This is a genomic window from Mesorhizobium sp. M1A.T.Ca.IN.004.03.1.1, from assembly GCF_003997555.1.
Lineage (GTDB): Bacteria > Pseudomonadota > Alphaproteobacteria > Rhizobiales > Rhizobiaceae > Mesorhizobium.
The window spans coordinates 741,711-757,490 of record NZ_RZTV01000002.1; the positions used below are offsets into that span (position 1 = coordinate 741,711).

Sequence of the window (15,780 nt, forward strand, 5' to 3'; positions counted from 1 at the left end):
CGGGCAGGCAAGCACCGGTCAGGCCCTCAGCCGCTTGCCATCGGGATCGAAGGGCGGCCTCTCGAGCAACACGGCATTGTGCGGCCGGCCGAGGATCGCGACGGTGACGGCATCGCCGGATTTCACCGAGCCCGCCTTCACATAGCCGAGCGCCAGCGACATGCCGACATGATAGCCGTAGGCGCCAGACGTGACCTGGCCGACCGGCTTGCCATCGGGAAGGAAGATCGGCTCGCCGCCCGTGGCGTCGGCATCCTTCGCCTCGATCGAGATCATGATCAGCTCGTCGCGAGCCGGCTTCGATGCCAGCGCGGCATAGGCGTCGCGGTTGAGGAAGTCGCCCTTATCCATCTTGATCAGGCGGTCGAACTTCACTTCCTGCGGCCAATATTCGGGCGAGTATTCGCGGCCCCAGCTGCCATAGCCCTTCTCCACCCTGAGCGACATCAGCGCGCGCGAGCCGACCGGCCCGCCGCCTTCCTGACGCGCCGCGTCGAGCAGGGCGTTGTAAAGAGCGGTCTGGTCCTTCTCCTCGCAATAGAGCTCCCAGCCGAGATCGCCGGTGAAGGAGACGCGCAGCGCAATGACATCGAGGCCGGCAACGGTGATGCGGCGCGAGGCCATGAAGGGGAACGACGCCGTCGTCAAATCGTCATTGGTCAGGCGCTGCAGCACCGCGCGCGACTTCGGCCCGGCGACGTTGAAGCCGCACATGTCCTCGGTGAGCGAGCGGAACGTCGTGCCCTCCGGCAAGGGCAGCATCTTGAAGAAACGCTGATGATAGCGCTCGGCCATGCCGGAGCCGAAGACGCGATACTCGTCCTCCGCCAGCTTGGTGACGGTAAAGTCGCCGGCGATGCCGCCGCGCTTGCCGATCAGCGGCGTCAGGCAGGATCGTCCGACCCGCGAGGGAATCTTGTTGGCGAAAAGCGCGTTCAGCCAGGCCTCGGCGCCCGGCCCCTTCACCTCGTATTTGGCGAAGTTGGAGATGTCGATGATGCCGACATGGTCGCGCAGCATGCGCGCCTCGCGGCCGACAGGGTGCCACCAGTTCTGCCTGGTGAAGCCGATCGTCTCCTCGCGCGGCTCGCCGTCGATCGAGAACCACAGCGGATGCTCCCAGCCGAAGTTCAGGCCGAACACCGCGCCGTTTTCCTTCTGCATGGAATAGGCCGGCCGTGTGCGCACCGGCCGTCCAGCGGCGCGCTCCTCGTTTGGGAAATGGATCTTGAAGCGATGGCTGTACTGGTCCTGCACGCGCGCCTTGACGAATGCCTTGCCCGCCCAGTGGCCGAAGCGGGCGAGATCCCAGCCGAACATGTCGAGCGTCGGCTCGCCCTCGATCATCCACTCGGCCGCCAGGCGCCCGAGGCCGCCGGATTGCGAAAAGCCCGGAATGATGCCGGCGCAGCAGAAATAGTTGCGCAGCTCCGGCACCGGGCCGAACAGCGCGGCGCTGTCCGGCGACCAGATCATCGGTCCGTTGATCACCCTCTTGACGCCGGCAGCGCCGACCGCCGGCACGCGGGCGATCGCGCGCATCATGTTCTCCTCGATGCGTTCCAGATCGTCCGGGAACAGCTCGTGGCCGAAATCCTGCGGCGTCCCGTCCTCGGCCCAGAATTTCATCGCCCGCTCATAGGCGCCGATCAGCAGGCCGAGGCCCTCCTGACGCAGGTAATATTCGCCATCGCGGTCGGCGACCGAAGGCAGACGCCGGCCCATCGAGGCGATCTCTGGGATGGTCTCGGTGACGAAATACTGGTGCTCGGTCGGTATGAGGGGCAGCGCCAACCCGGCCATCGCGCCGACCTCACGCGCCCACAGTCCGGCGGCGTTCACCACCCATTGCGTGCGGACGTCGCCCTTGGTGGTGCGCACGATCCAGCTGCCGTCCGGCTGCTGCTCCGTTCCGGTCACCGCGGTGAAGCGGTGGATTTCGGCGCCACGCTGGCGCGCGCCGGCCGCGTAGGCGGCCGTCACGCCCGAAGGATCGACATTGCCGCCTTCGGGTTCGTACATGATGCAGCGTATGCCGTCGAAGTCGACGAGCGGGTGCAGCCGCTCGGCCTCCGCGCGCTCGACCTCGTAGAAGTTCATCTTGTAGCGGCGCGCTTTGGCTTCCTGCAGCCGGAGCTGATGTTCACGCGCCTCGGTCTGGGCGAGATAAAGCGATCCCGGCTGGAAGATGCCGCAGCCCTGACCAGTCTCCTTCTCCAGCTCCTTGTAGAGCGCCATGGTGTAATGCTGCAGGCGGCTGATATTGGTCGAGTCGTGCAAGCCGTGAATGTTGGCTGCAGCATGCCAGGTCGAGCCCGAGGTGAGCTCGTCGCGCTCGAACAGCACGACATCGCTCCAGCCGTGCTTGGTCAGATGATAGAGGATCGAGCATCCGATCAGGCCGCCGCCGATCACAACAGCCTGGGCATGAGTCCGCATTTACGTGTTCCTTGTGGCTGTGTGCCGGAGCCGGACGGCCGGGCGACGGGCCGGATAACAACAGGGGTCCGTGCTGGCTCTTGTGCCGACAACATGACCCCACTTTTTCGAACGCCGGCAATGTAGAAAGCTCGGGAAACGACTGTAAAGCCTGCTATTGGGGCTGGCTGCTGCTTTTCGGGGCAGTTAAGAGCAAAAAAAACGAGGTCATAGCCACATCAATCTTCGTTTGTAGGCATAGAGGCCGGGTGTAGCTTTTGGCGGGGAATTGAGCAGCCGCGACCAGCGGCGCCACCAATGGGAGCCACCCGCCATGGACCTGCATTCCGAGCGCGGATACAGACCGGTCAGACCGGCATGCCTCTCGTCGTCCATGCGTCTTGACGGTCCGGCGGCGCGGTCGCGCCGCGGCCTTCAAAACCGGTTCCGCACCAGTCGAAAAGACAGCGCCGAAGCGCCCTGTCCGGCACGCGCATCGCGACAACTCGGAGGTTAAGACCTTGGACAAGACATCGCATCCCTATATTCCGACACTGCTCGATCAGCTTAACGAGGGCGAGATCAGCCGCAGGGACTTCTTGCGCAAGTCGACGCTGCTCGGGCTTTCGGCCGGCGCGGCCTATGCCATGGCCGGCATCATCGACCCGGCGACGCAAGCGCGTGCCGGCGACCTGCCGAAAGGCGGCAATTTGCGCATCGGCATGCGCTGCATGGAGATCAAGGATCCGCATCTGGCCGACTTCGCCGAAAAATCCAACGTCATCCGCCAGGTCTGCGAATATTTGACCTTTACCGACCGCAACAATATCACTCACCCCTATCTCTTGGAGAAGTGGGACGTCAGCGATGACCTGAAGACCTGGACGCTGCACATCCGCAAGGATGTGAAATGGCGTGACGGCAGGGCGCTTAATGCCGACGACGTGGTCTGGAACCTGAAGCGTGTCAGCGATCCCAAAGTCGGCTCCTCGGTGCTCGGCCTGTTCACCGGCTATCTCGTCGAGGAGTACGATACCGGCGAGAAGGACGACAAGGGCAATCCGAAGAAGTCGAGCCGGCTCTGGTCCGACAAGGCGATCGAGAAGGTCGACGACAGCACGGTGCGGCTGAACCTGTTCTCGCCGCAGATCGCGGTCGCCGAACATCTCTTCCATTATCCGATGTTCATCCTCGATCCGAAGGACAATGGCGCCTTCGGCCCGAGCGCCAACGGCACCGGTCCCTTCGAGATGGTCGAATACACGGTCGGCAAGGGCGCGAAGTACAAGGCGCGGGCCGATTATTGGGGCGGTGCCGCGCATCTCGACACGTTCGAATTCGTCGATCTCGGCGACAATCCCGGCGCCGGCATCGCCGCGATGGCGTCCAAGCAGGTCGATGGCCTGTCGGAAGCCGACGCGGTGCAGATCAATTCGATGAAGGCCTTCCCGCATGTCTCGGTCCACAAGGTCGAGACGACGCAGACCATCGTCATGCGCATGCATCCCGATGTCGAGCAATTCAAGGACAAGCGCGTGCGCCAGGCCATGCGCCATGCGCTCGACCGCGACAAGATCATCCAGACCGTCCTGCTCGGCGCCGGCACGCCGGCCGAGGACCACCATGTGGCGCCGTCGCACCCCGAATATGCCGCGCTGCCCAAATGGCCTCGCGACGTCGAGAAGGCGAAGAAGCTGATGGCCGACGCCGGCCATGCCGACGGTTTCGAATTGGATTTGGTGACGCGGCCCGACCCGATCTGGGAGCTCAACACGACACAGGCGATGGCCGAACAGCTGAAGGACATCGGCATCAAGGCCAACATCAAGTCGCTGCCGAGCGCGCAGTACTGGGAAGTGTGGACCAGCGCGCCCTTCAGCCTGACCGCCTGGGGCCACCGCCCGCTCGCCATCATGACGCTCGGCCTCGCCTACCGCTCCAATGCCGCCTGGAATGAATCGCATTTCTCGAACGCCGAATTCGACAAGCTGCTCACCCAGGCCGAGGGCATTCTCGACCCGAAGGAGCGCAGCAAGGTGATGGAGAAGATCGAGCTGATCATGCAGGACGAGGGCCCGATCGTGCAGCCGTTCTGGCGCATCTTCTCGACCGTCATGGACAAGAAGGTGCAGGGCTTCGAACTGCATCCATCACAGTACATCTTCGCCAAGGATTATGCGGTCGCCTCCGCCTAGACCACGCTGCGCCCGGCCGGCGACAGAACGGCCGGGCGTTCCTTTCCACTCGCACCCAGAACGGAAACGTCCGGCTGATGGCAATATTCGTGGCGAAACGGCTGGCGATGATGCTGCTCACCATGGTCGCGGCGTCGTTTCTGGTATTCGCCGTCTGCGAGTTCACCCCGGGCAGCGTCGCGCGCAAATCGCTCGGGCCGTTCGCGACGCAAGAGCAGGTCGATTTCCTGACCAAGAAGCTGAGGGCCGACGATCCGCTGCTGGTGCGCTACGGGCGCTGGGCGGGCGTGCTGCTCGGCATCATTCCGGATCCGCTCCAGGACCCGAGCACCGGGCTTAATTTCAAGGATCCGCGCGGCGCGCAGTATTTCGGCAATTTCGGCTATTCGACGCTGAACAAGCTGCCCGTCAACGACGTCATCTGGAACCGGCTCGGCAATACGGCGATCCTGGCCGGGCTGGCCTTTCTGCTGATCGTGCCGCTGTCGATCGTCTTCGGCATCCTGTCCGGCCTGAAGGAAGGCGGCGTGCTCGACCGGCTCTTGTCGGTGATCTGCATAACCTTCACCTCGATCCCGGAATTCGCGTCGGGCGTGTTTCTGGTCACCCTATTCGTCATTCTCTGGCCCGTGCTGCCGGGCACCAGCCCGCTCGATACAGAGGGCGGCTGGTCCGTTCCCTCGCAGCTCGTGCTGCCGGTGGCGGTGCTCGTCATCTATGATTTCGGCTATGTCGCGCGCATGATCCGCGTGTCCATGATCGGGGTGATGGAAAAGCCCTTCATCCGCACCGCGGTGCTGAAGGGAATGAGCACACGCCAAGTCGTCATCGGCCATGCCCTGCGAAACGCGATGATCGCCCCGTTCACGGTGCTGCTCCTGCAGATCAACTTCCTGATCAGCGGCGTGGTGGTGACCGAGCTCGTTTTCGCCTATCCCGGCTTCGGTCGGCTGCTGCTCGATGCCAGCCTCTTCGGCGACATCGCGACCATCGAGGCGGCCACGCTGATCACCGTCGCCATCGCGGTCACGACGCAATTCGTCGGCGATCTCGGTTACATGCTGCTCGATCCACGCATAAGATTGCGATGAGCGCACTGGTCGAGCAGAGAGCTATGGAGGCGACAGCCGTCAAGGCAACGGGCAGGGCACGCCTGAAATGGGCGCGCATCCTGCGCTCGCCTACCGCACTGGTCGGGCTGTTCCTGGTCGGCTTCTGGGTGCTTGCGGCGATCCTCGCACCGGTGCTGCCGCTCTATTCTCCGACCGAGCAGGATGTGATGGCGCTAGCCGACCCGACGCCATCGGCGGCGCATTGGCTCGGCGTCGACATTCTCGGCCGCGATGAGCTGTCTCGCCTGATCTTCGGCGCCCGCACCGTGCTGGTCGTCGCGCCGCTTTCGGTTGCGGTCGCCATGATCGTCGGCATCACGCTCGGCATGATCGCCGGCTATTACGGCGGCTGGATCGATGCCGTGATCAGCCGCCTTTCCGACATCATCCTCGCCTTCCCGGTGCTGGTCCTCTACGTCATCCTGATCGCCAATATCGGGCCATCGATAATCAACATCGTCATCGCCACGACGATCGCCTCGGCGCCAGGAATCGGGCGAATAACGCGCGGGCTGGTACTCGGCCTGAAGGAGCAGGAATACATCGCCGCCGCAAGGCTGCGCGCCGAAAGTACTCTATACATCATGCTTGTCGAGCTGTTGCCCAACTGCCGCGGCATGCTGATCGTCGATGCCTGTCTGCGCATCGGCTACACCATCATCACCATCGGCATCCTCGGCTTCCTTGGCCTTGGCCTGCCGCCGCCCAATCCCGACTGGGGCGGCATGGTCAAGGAAAGCACGACGGTGCTCAACGTCTGGCCTTTGATGTCGGTGCTGCCCTCAATCGCCATCGTCAGCCTGGTTCTGGGTTTCAATCTTTTGGCCGACGGCCTGCGGGAGGCCTGGAAGCCATGACGAAGGTCGCCGAGCCAATTTCGACGAAAGGCGAGCGTGCGTCCGAGACGCCGCTCCTCGCTGTCCGAGATCTGCGCATCGAGTTTCGCGGGAAGGCCGAGACGATCGTTGCGGTGCCGAAGCTGTCTTTCGAGGTGAAGCCCGGCGAAAGCTTCGGGCTGGTCGGCGAATCCGGCTGCGGCAAGAGCACCACGGCGATGGCGATCATGGGCTATCTCGGTGCGACAGGCGTCGTCGCCGGCGGCAGTATCCGCTTCGAAGGCGAGGAACTGGTCAACGCACCGGCGCATAAGTTGCGCGCCATACGCGGACGGCGCATCGCCATGGTCTACCAGGACCCGATGAGCGCGCTCAATCCGGTCAAAACGATCGGCGCGCAGCTTGCCGAGGTGCCGATGCTTCATCTCGGCGCAAGTCGCGTCGAGGCGCTCGACATGGCAGCCGCCATGCTGAAAGACGTGCGCCTGCCCGATGCCGGCGACATGCTGAAGCGCTATCCGCACCAGCTTTCGGGCGGCCAGCAGCAGCGCGTCGTCATCGCCATGGCGCTGCTCGGGCGGCCGTCGCTGCTCCTGCTCGACGAGCCGACCACCGGTCTCGACGTGACGGTGGAGTCGGCGGTGATCGATCTGATCGGCGAGCTGCGCCGTCGCTATGGAACCAGCCTGCTGTTCATCTCGCACAATCTCGGTCTGATCGCCGAAAGCTGCGACCGGGTCGGCATCATGTATTCCGGCGAGCTGGTCGAGGAGGCGCCGACGTGCGAGCTGTTCGGCCGGCCACGCCATCCCTACACGCAAGGGCTGATCGACTGCATTCCCGATATCGGGAACGGCAAGCACAGTCGCACGCTTGCCGCCATTCCGGGCCATATCCCGCTGCCGTCGGAGCGGCCGCGCGGCTGCCTGTTTGGTCCGCGCTGCGCCGGTTTCCGCGCCGGCCTGTGCGACCGGCCCGGCATGACGCTGGAACCGGTCGGCGAGCGGCATGTTGTGCGCTGCGTGCGCTGGCCCGAACTCGAGGTGGCTCATCGCGAGCTTCCGCCGCTATCCGGCGAGAGTGCGGCACCGGCAGCCGAGATCACTTTCTCCGACATCACCAAGTTCTATCACCTCGGTCACCACAAGACGCTGAAGGCCAATGAGGCCGTATCCTTCGAGGCCGGCAAGGCCGAGATCGTCGCGCTGGTCGGCGAATCCGGCTGCGGCAAGTCGACCCTGGCGCGTATCGTCACCGGCCTCGACCGCGCCACTTCGGGCGAAATCCGCATGGCTGGCGAAAACATCGCCGCGATCGAAGCGAGCGCGCGGCCGAAGCCCCTGCTGCAATCGATCCAGATGGTGTTCCAGAACCCGGACTCGACGCTCAATCCGTCGCACAGCGCCGGCTTCTCGATCCGTCGCTCGCTGAAGAAGTTCGGCATCCGCAAGGGCAAGGCGGCCATCGACCAGCGCATGCGCGAGCTGCTGGAGATGGTCCGGCTTTCGCCGGACTTCGCCGCCCGCCGGCCGAGCCAGTTGTCCGGCGGGCAGAAGCAGCGCATCGCCATCGCCCGCGCCTTCGCCTCCGATCCGTCGCTGATCGTCGCCGACGAGCCTGTGTCGGCGCTGGATGTCTCCGTGCAGGCGGCCGTGGTGACGCTGCTGCTCGACATCCAGAAGACCCGGCATGCGACGATGCTGTTCATCAGCCATGACCTGGCGCTGGTGCGCCACGTCGCCGACAAGGTCGTGGTGATGTATCTCGGCAAGGTGATGGAAAAAGGCACCGTCGAGGAGATCTTCGGCGGTGCGACCCATCCGTACACCGAGGCGCTGATCTCGGCGATCCGCAGCACCAAACCGGAAGGGGCAGAGCGCAACCGCATCACGCTGACCGGCGACACGCCGAGCCCCGTCGATGTGCCGCGCGGCTGCCGCTTTGCCAGCCGCTGCCATCGCAAGCTGGGTTCGATCTGCGACAGGGAACCGCCACCGATCCGCAGGATGTCCGCCACGCACGAGATCGCCTGCCACATTCCGGCGGAAGCGCTGGAGAGTCCCAGGCATCCGGACGAGGCGAGCGACCGTTCATGACGAGGCCAGCTTCACTGGGCCGCCTCTGGCGTCAGGCCGAACGGTCGCGCGCCATCCTGTCGATCATGGCGCGCATCTGCCTGGCCGGCACCGGCAGCGCCATGCTGACCACCGCGGTCTCGCTTGCATTGAGCGCGCCGGGAATCGACCCCTCCGAAGTGCAATTGGTGCTGACCGCTTACCCGGTCGGATTTCTCATCGGCTGCCTCGTCGCGCGTCCGCTGGTGTCGCGCGTCGGCCATGAGCGCGCCTTCTTCGCCATAACCGTGCTTGCAAGCCTCGCCGCCGCGGGGTTCGCGCTCACCGATTCCATGCCGGCATGGCTCTGCTTCCGACTGCTCGGCGGCCTTGCCATGGCGGCGATGTTCGTTGTCTGCGAAAGCTGGATCAACCTCTATGCCGACCAGCACAATCGCGGCAGGCTGTTTTCCATCTACATGCTGACGACGGCGGTCGCGGTGCTGTTCGGACAGCTGCTGCTGGAGATCGTCGGCGCGCATTCGCCGCATTTGTTCGCCGTCAGCGCGGCGACGGTGCTCTTGTCGGCGCTTGCACGGTTTGTCTCCAGGCCTTGGCCTGCCCTGCCCGCCGAGCAAACCGAGCCGTCCCTGGCCGATATCCCGGCGCATGACGAACGCTACGGCGTCATCCAGTTGCTGCGTCTCGCTCCGGTAACGGTGGTCAGCATCTTCCAGGCAGGCATCACCAACATGAACATCTTCGTGCTGACGCCAATCTACGGCGCCAAGATCGGACTGTCCGCCGCCGCCACTGTCGGCCTGGTGACGACCGTCAGCATTGCCGGCATGCTGGCGCAGACGCCTATCGGATGGCTGTCCGACCGGTTCGACAGGCGCATCATGCTGCTTGTCCAGGGACTGCTTTCCGTGTCGCTATGCGCCTCTATCGCCTGGCTGGGCAGCGGACCGCTACCGCTGCTCTTCCTGCTGTTCTTCCTCTATGGGGCAACCGCGCTCACGGTCTATCCTGTGGCCATCGCCTTCGCCAATTCGCGCATGCACAGCCGGCACATGGTGGCGGCTTCGGGCACGCTGCTTCTGCTCTATTCGATCGGCAACATCCTGACGCCGGGTCTCGCCGCGGGACTGATGGAGCGTACCGCGCCGCAGGCCATGCTGTTTGTGCTCGGCACCGGCGGCATTCTGGTGGCGGTTGCGGCTTGCATCAATCTGCGGCGGCGGCCGGTCGGTGTCGCGGTTGCGCAGCCGTGCGGAGGCGAGCCGTGAACAGCGCCCTTGCCCACCGTCTGGATGGCAAGTTCGTTCTGATCACGGGCGCCGCGAGCGGCATCGGCGCGGCGATCGCGCGCCGCTGCGCCGACGAGGGAGCCCGTGTCGCCTGCTCGGATCGGGACACAGCATCGACGAAGGCACTTGCCGCCAGCCTTGGGCCGAATGCTCTGGCTGTCGACTGTGATGTCACCGATCAGGACTCGGTCCAAGATGCTGTCGACGCGACAGCTCAAGCATTCGGCCGGCTGGACGGTCTGGTCCACAACGCCGCGGCTCCCTCGACCGACGGCACCGTGGCCGACCTTGCCGTCGACAAGTGGCGGCTGGAAGTCGACGTCAGCCTGACCGGCGCGTTCCTGATCTCCAAATTCGCCGTGCCGCTGATGGCATCGAGCGGCGGCGGGTCGATCGTCTTCATCGGCTCGCAATTCGCGCGCGTCGCCGTCGGCAAGGCGGTGGCCTATTGCGCGGCGAAGGCGGGGCTTGTGCATTTGGCGAAGGCGATGGCGATCGACCATGCGGATCAGAACATCCGGGTGAACAGCCTGTCGCCCGGAGCGGTCGCGACCGCCCGCCTGCTGCAGCGCTGGTCCAGTCTGGAGGCGGCCGACAAGGGTCTAGGACCTGCGCATCTGCTCGGACGAATTGCCGAGCCCGAAGAGATCGCAGCCGCCTGCGCCTTTCTGCTTTCGTCCGACGCTTCCTTCGTCACCGGCACGGACCTCCTGGTGGATGGCGGCTATGCGGTGCGTTGAATCAATTTCCAGCATAGGAGGCTCCAAGACATGACCCTTCTCGTCACAGGCGGCACCGGCTTCGTCATGAGCGTGGTGGCGCGTGCCTGGCTGGACCGCGACCCTGGCGCGTGCGCCGTCATCCTGGATCGCGCCGGCCTCGACGCCGCGGCCGAAAGGCATTTCGCTCCGGTGCGCGACCGGCTCAAAGTGATCAGCGCGGATATCCTCGATCCGACGGGGTGGTCCGGCGCGCTCGACAACGAGCACGTCACCGCGATCGTACATGGCGCGACCATCACACCGATTTCGCGCGGCAGCGCCTCGGAGGCCAAGCGCCAGCCGGAGGCCGAGGACCCGGCTCGCATCGTCGATATCAACCTCATGGGCACCGTGCGCATGCTCGAATGGGCACGCGCGCGGGCCAACGTCAAGCGCTTCGTCTATGTCAGTTCGGGAGCCATCTATCGGCACAATGGCCCCGACTGGAGCGGCGAGCCGCTGCCGGAGGACGGCTACGTCGCGCCCTTGACGCTTTACGGCATCTCCAAATTCGCCTCCGAGATGGTGACCAACCGCTATGCCGACCTGTTCGGCCTGTCGGCGGTTTCGGTCCGGCTTGCTTCCGTCTACGGCCCGATGGATCGCGCGACCGAGAGCCGCAACTTCCGCCATGTCCCCAACCGTGTTGCGCACATGGCCCTGGCCGGCGAAACGATCCGGCCGAACAGTCTGGAGCCGGTGGGCGACTATCTTGCCTCGACAGATGTCGCTGCCGCGATCCTCGCGCTGCTCGATGCGCCGCGCCTCAATTACCGCCACTACAATATCGGCTCCGGCTCCAGCCAGACCATCGGCGAGATCATCGCCTGGGCAAAGGAGCGCGTTCCGGCGCTGAAGGTTGAGGTGACACCCGGAGAAGACGCCAATATCGTACAGGACGTGTTGCTGAAAGGCGGCATGTGGGGCGCCTACGACATCGCGCGGATCATGCGTGATACGGCATGGCGCCCGCGGCCGGGCAAGGAGGCGTTCCACGCCTATATGGACTGGATTTCGGCCAACGAGACGAAGTGAGAGGGATTGCCATGACAAGCGCTGCCTCACAACCGGTCCAGCCGCGCGACTTCGTCGGCTATGGACCGAACCCGCCCAATGTAACCTGGCCGGACGGCGCGAAAGTCGCGATCAATCTGGTGCTGAATTACGAGGAAGGGTCGGAGTACAACTGGCTTGATGACGGCCGCAACGACAATTGGGGCGAATACAACAACCCCGGCCTTTCACCGCATCGCGATCTCGGCACCGAAACGCATTTCGAATATGGCAGCCGCGCCGGCATCTGGCGGTTGGCCCGGCTGTTCGACCGCTACGATGTGCCGATCACGGTGTCGGCCTGCGCGGTGGCGCTGGAGAAGAATCCCGCCGTCGCCGAGTGGATGAATGCGCGCGGCCACGACCTGCTCGGTCACGGGCTGCGCTGGACCGATTATCCCGGCATGCCGCGCGAGGAAGAGGAGCGGCAGTTGCACGAAGCGATCGCGCTTTACGAGAAGGTGCTTGGCCGGCGGCCGCTCGGCTGGAACTGCCGCTCGTTTCCAAGCGTCAACACCCGCGATCTGCTGGTGCGCGAGGGCGGCTTTCTCTACCATTCCGATCCCTGCAACGACGAGCTGCCCTATTTCGTCGACCATGGTGAGGAGAAAATCCTCGTCGTGCCCTATTCCAAGACGCTCAACGACAGCCGCTTCCTCATCGCGCCGGGTTACAGCAATCCGCGCGACTTCGCCGAGGATTGCCGCTCGGCCATCGACTACATGCTTTGGGAGGCGGAAGAGACGGGCGGACGGATGCTCAACATCTGCGTGCATGCGCGCTGGATGGGTCAGCCGAACCGGGCTTCCGGCCTGCGCGAGGTGATCGAGCACGTGCAAAAGACGCCGGGCGCGATCTTCATGCGGCGCGCAGGCATCGCGCGGTACTGGCTGGACAATCACCGGACGTTGGCCGGCAAGCGTGCCGGCTGAACAGCGGAATGTTCGAAACCCTCATCCGCGGCGCGACGATCGTTAACGCAGATGGCGAAGCCCGCCGCGACATTGCCATCAACGCCGGCAGGATCGCGGCCCTGATCCAGCCAGGAGACGCGGCCGAAGCGCGGAAGGTGATCGACGCCAGCAGCTGTATGCTGCTGCCCGGTCTCGTCGATGCGCACGCGCATCTGCGCGAACCGGGACTGACCCACAAGGAAGACTTCTTGTCGGGCACGCATGCGGCCGCGCTCGGCGGCGTGACGACGGTGCTCGACATGCCGACCGACGAGCCCTGGACGGCGACGGCAGACCAGCTTGCCGAGAAGATGTCGATGGCCGAAGGCAAGCTCAACGTCGATGTCGGCTTCCAGGCTGTTGTCAGCGAGAGGCTGGACAGTCTCGAAAGGCTCGCGGCGCTTGCCCCGGTGTCGTTCGAGCTTTTCACGGCGGATGTCCCAGAGCCGTTTCTTTTTCCGACGGTGGACACCGTTCTTCACGCGCTGAAGCGGATGAGCGCGCTCAAGGCGATCGTCGGCATCTCGCCCGGCGATCAATCGCTGCTGGTGGGCAGCGCCGCGCGCGTTCATTCTGGCGACATCGCAGCGTTCCGCGAAAGCCGGCCCCCACTGGCCGAGGCCAACGGCATCGCGCGGGCGCTGCTGGCGGCGGCCGAGACCGGCGCGCGCGTTCATGTCCGCCAGATCAACTCTTCGCTCGGCGTCGAGACCTGGCGGCGCCTGCGCGATCTTGCCGATGCCAGCGTCGAGACGACACCCCAGAACCTGTTCTTCTGTGCGGACGACTACGAAAAGCAAGGCGCGCGGCTGAAGGGATCACCGCCGTTCCGGCCGAGGCAAGATGTGCAGCGCCTCCGCGAGGCTGTAGCGGCCGGGCTGATCGACATCATCGCCACCGATCACGCGCCACACAGCCCTGCTGAGAAGGCCGCCGACTATCCGGCTTTCGCGGACATCCCGGGCGGCATGCCCGGACTGCAGACGCTGCTGTCCGTCATGCTCAAGCTCGTCGACGAAGGCCTGATTGGGCTGCGCGACATCGCGCGCCTGTGCGCGGCCAATCCGGCCGACCGGTTCGGGCTTGGCCGGCGCAAGGGCAGGCTGGCCGTCGGCCACGATGCCGACATCCTCATCATCGACCCGACGCGAACCTTTGCCATCCGCGATGCCGACCAGAAGTCAAAGGCCGGCTACACGCCGTTTGACGGCTGGAGCGTTTCAGCCACCTTGCGGCAGGTGTTCCTGCGCGGCGAGGAAATCACGCGTGACGGCGCGCTGGTCAACCCGGGACAAGGCCAAGTGGTGCGGTGGGAAAGCTGAGGCAGGCAAGATGGGTCTTCTGGACGGCAAGGTTGCCATTGTCACCGGCGCGAGCTCCGGCATCGGCCGCGCCATCGCGCAACGCTACGCGCAGGACGGCGCGAAGGTGGTGGTCGCCGATACGCGCGAGGAAGCTATCGAAGGCGGCGGAACAACGGTCCGGCTGATCGAAGCGGCTGGCGGTGAGGCGATCTTCATCTCCACGGACATCGCCGATCAGGAGGCCGTCATAACCATGATGCGGCAGGCGGTGGACCGGTTCGGGCGGCTCGATATCCTGGTCAACAACGCCGCGGTCTATACCTCGACCAATCTGCTCCAGACCACGCCGGAGCAATGGGCGAAGGTGATCGACGTCAACGTCACCGGCTTCTTCTACTGCTCGCAACAGGCGGTGCTGCAGATGCTCAGGCAGGAGCCGGTCAACGGCGTACGCGGGCGCATCATCAATATCGCCTCGCAGCACGGTATGGTCGCCTGCCCGGGCGATTTCCCCTATTCGGTCAGCAAGGGCGCGATCGTGCAGATGACGCGCCAGATCGCGGTCGATCACGCCGAGGACCTGATCGTCTGCAATGCGATAGCTCCCGGCAAGATCATCACCGGCAAGCCGGGCATCGCCAACGACCCTGATGCGCTCGACTATTCGCGCCGCCGCACGCCATGGCCGCGGCTTGGCGAGCCGAACGATGTCGCCGGCGCGGCGCTTTTCCTGGCCAGCGACCTTGCGACATACGTCACCGGGATCAACCTGATGGTGGACGGCGGCTGGATGGCCGGCTGAGCGGTCATCGCGCGAAAGCAAAGGCCGGCTGCAAAGCGGCCGGCCTCCTTCCTATCCGACGATCACGACGATCGCAGCTACTTATTCGGCACTTCGTAGACCTTGCCGTGCCAAGGTGCTGCATCGATCTGGTCGAGGGCCATCACGTAAAGCTCCTTTTCATCGGGCCCGAAGGCGAAGTTCGGCATGGACGGCGACGGCACCGAAAGCGTGCGCAAGAGCTTGGCGTCCTTGTCCACCACTATGATCTTGCCCGGCGCGTCGAGCGAGCGCGGGCTCTGGCCGATATACATCTCGCCAGCCTTGTCCATCTTGATGCCGTCCGGCCAGATATGCGGCTGGTTCGGGAACAGATCGTCGAGCCGAAGGAAGACGCGACGGTTGCTCAAGCTGTGATCGGCCCCGACATCGAACTCGATGATGCGGTTGTCCTCGGTTTCGACCAGGTAGAGCATCTTGCCGTCGTTCGACATGACCAGCCCATTGGCATTGTGCAGGTCGCCAGCCACCTTCTTCACGCTGCCGTCCTTGCCGATGTAGTAGGCCGACGCGTCGATCAGCGGACCGCCCTTGCCGGAGCCGGTGAAGTAGATGCCGCCCTCCTTGTCCGGCGCGAAATCATTGGGGCCGCTGAACGGCTTGCCGTCGGTGTCCTTGTCGTAGGCCGGCAGCGTCTTGCCGTCGGCCGAGATGCGGCCGATCGTGTTGTTGTCGTAGCAGGTGACGACGAATTCGCCCGTCGCGGTCGGCAGCACGGCCGAAGGGCCGCAGCCATCCATCTTCCAGAAAATCGCGTTCTTCTTGCCGTCCCAAACGTCCACAGTGCCGCGGCCGTATTCGACGTAGAAGAGCTTGTCCTGGTACCAGATCGGGCCCTCGGCGAACCAAGCGTCGTCATTGATCACCTTGACGTTCGCGGCGTGTGCCGATGCGGTAAGAGCGAGGGCTAACACTGTGCCCAGCAAATGCTGTCTTGTCATGC

The 15,780-nt window shown here is 64.6% G+C and carries 12 protein-coding genes; 10 read left to right on the forward strand and 2 right to left on the reverse strand.

What is annotated here, in order from left to right:
- Nucleotides 1–18 precede the first annotated feature (18 nt).
- A complete protein-coding gene (locus EOD29_RS09470; protein ID WP_127246533.1) occupies nucleotides 19–2,439 on the reverse strand; it encodes an FAD-dependent oxidoreductase in 2,421 nt (806 codons plus the stop codon).
- A gap of 500 nt (nucleotides 2,440–2,939) precedes the next feature.
- On the opposite strand from EOD29_RS09470, the gene EOD29_RS09475 reads away from it, so the two are divergent.
- The 10 genes from EOD29_RS09475 to EOD29_RS09520 all read left to right on the forward strand — a co-directional run bounded on the left by EOD29_RS09475 (nucleotide 2,940) and on the right by EOD29_RS09520 (nucleotide 14,798).
- Nucleotides 2,940–4,613, forward strand: a complete 1,674-nt coding sequence (locus tag EOD29_RS09475) for an ABC transporter substrate-binding protein (RefSeq protein ID WP_066989416.1) — start codon at nucleotides 2,940–2,942, stop codon at nucleotides 4,611–4,613.
- Nucleotides 4,614–4,690: 77 nt separating this feature from the next.
- Nucleotides 4,691–5,704, forward strand: a complete 1,014-nt coding sequence (locus tag EOD29_RS09480) for an ABC transporter permease (protein WP_066989127.1) — start codon at nucleotides 4,691–4,693, stop codon at nucleotides 5,702–5,704.
- Complete coding sequence (locus tag EOD29_RS09485) at nucleotides 5,701–6,582, forward strand: ABC transporter permease (RefSeq protein WP_245299494.1); 882 nt, start codon at nucleotides 5,701–5,703, stop codon at nucleotides 6,580–6,582. The genes EOD29_RS09480 and EOD29_RS09485 overlap by 4 nt, the downstream gene beginning before the upstream one ends.
- Nucleotides 6,579–8,657, forward strand: coding sequence for an ABC transporter ATP-binding protein (locus tag EOD29_RS09490; RefSeq protein ID WP_127246534.1), 2,079 nt, complete (start codon nucleotides 6,579–6,581; stop codon nucleotides 8,655–8,657). The genes EOD29_RS09485 and EOD29_RS09490 overlap by 4 nt, the downstream gene beginning before the upstream one ends.
- Nucleotides 8,654–9,904 (forward strand): MFS transporter, encoded by a 1,251-nt coding sequence (locus EOD29_RS09495; protein WP_067327525.1) that lies wholly within the window; start codon nucleotides 8,654–8,656, stop codon nucleotides 9,902–9,904. The genes EOD29_RS09490 and EOD29_RS09495 overlap by 4 nt, the downstream gene beginning before the upstream one ends.
- Entirely contained in the window at nucleotides 9,901–10,665 is a 765-nt protein-coding gene (locus EOD29_RS09500; RefSeq protein ID WP_127246535.1) for an SDR family oxidoreductase, read from the forward strand. The genes EOD29_RS09495 and EOD29_RS09500 overlap by 4 nt, the downstream gene beginning before the upstream one ends.
- Nucleotides 10,666–10,695: 30 nt before the next feature.
- Nucleotides 10,696–11,721: an NAD(P)-dependent oxidoreductase gene (locus EOD29_RS09505; RefSeq protein ID WP_127246536.1), complete on the forward strand. Its 1,026-nt coding sequence runs from the start codon at nucleotides 10,696–10,698 to the stop codon at nucleotides 11,719–11,721.
- 11 nt (nucleotides 11,722–11,732) lie between these two features.
- Nucleotides 11,733–12,671, forward strand: coding sequence for a polysaccharide deacetylase family protein (locus EOD29_RS09510; protein ID WP_127246537.1), 939 nt, complete (start codon nucleotides 11,733–11,735; stop codon nucleotides 12,669–12,671).
- A gap of 8 nt (nucleotides 12,672–12,679) precedes the next feature.
- Entirely contained in the window at nucleotides 12,680–14,014 is a 1,335-nt protein-coding gene (locus EOD29_RS09515) for a dihydroorotase family protein (protein ID WP_127246538.1), read from the forward strand.
- Nucleotides 14,015–14,024: 10 nt separating this feature from the next.
- Nucleotides 14,025–14,798: a glucose 1-dehydrogenase gene (locus EOD29_RS09520; RefSeq protein ID WP_127239906.1), complete on the forward strand. Its 774-nt coding sequence runs from the start codon at nucleotides 14,025–14,027 to the stop codon at nucleotides 14,796–14,798.
- A 77-nt stretch (nucleotides 14,799–14,875) separates the two neighbouring features.
- Here the strand turns inward: EOD29_RS09520 and EOD29_RS09525 are convergent, their stop codons facing one another.
- Entirely contained in the window at nucleotides 14,876–15,778 is a 903-nt protein-coding gene (locus EOD29_RS09525; RefSeq protein ID WP_164763720.1) for an SMP-30/gluconolactonase/LRE family protein, read from the reverse strand.
- Between the last annotated feature and the right edge of the window lie 2 nt (nucleotides 15,779–15,780).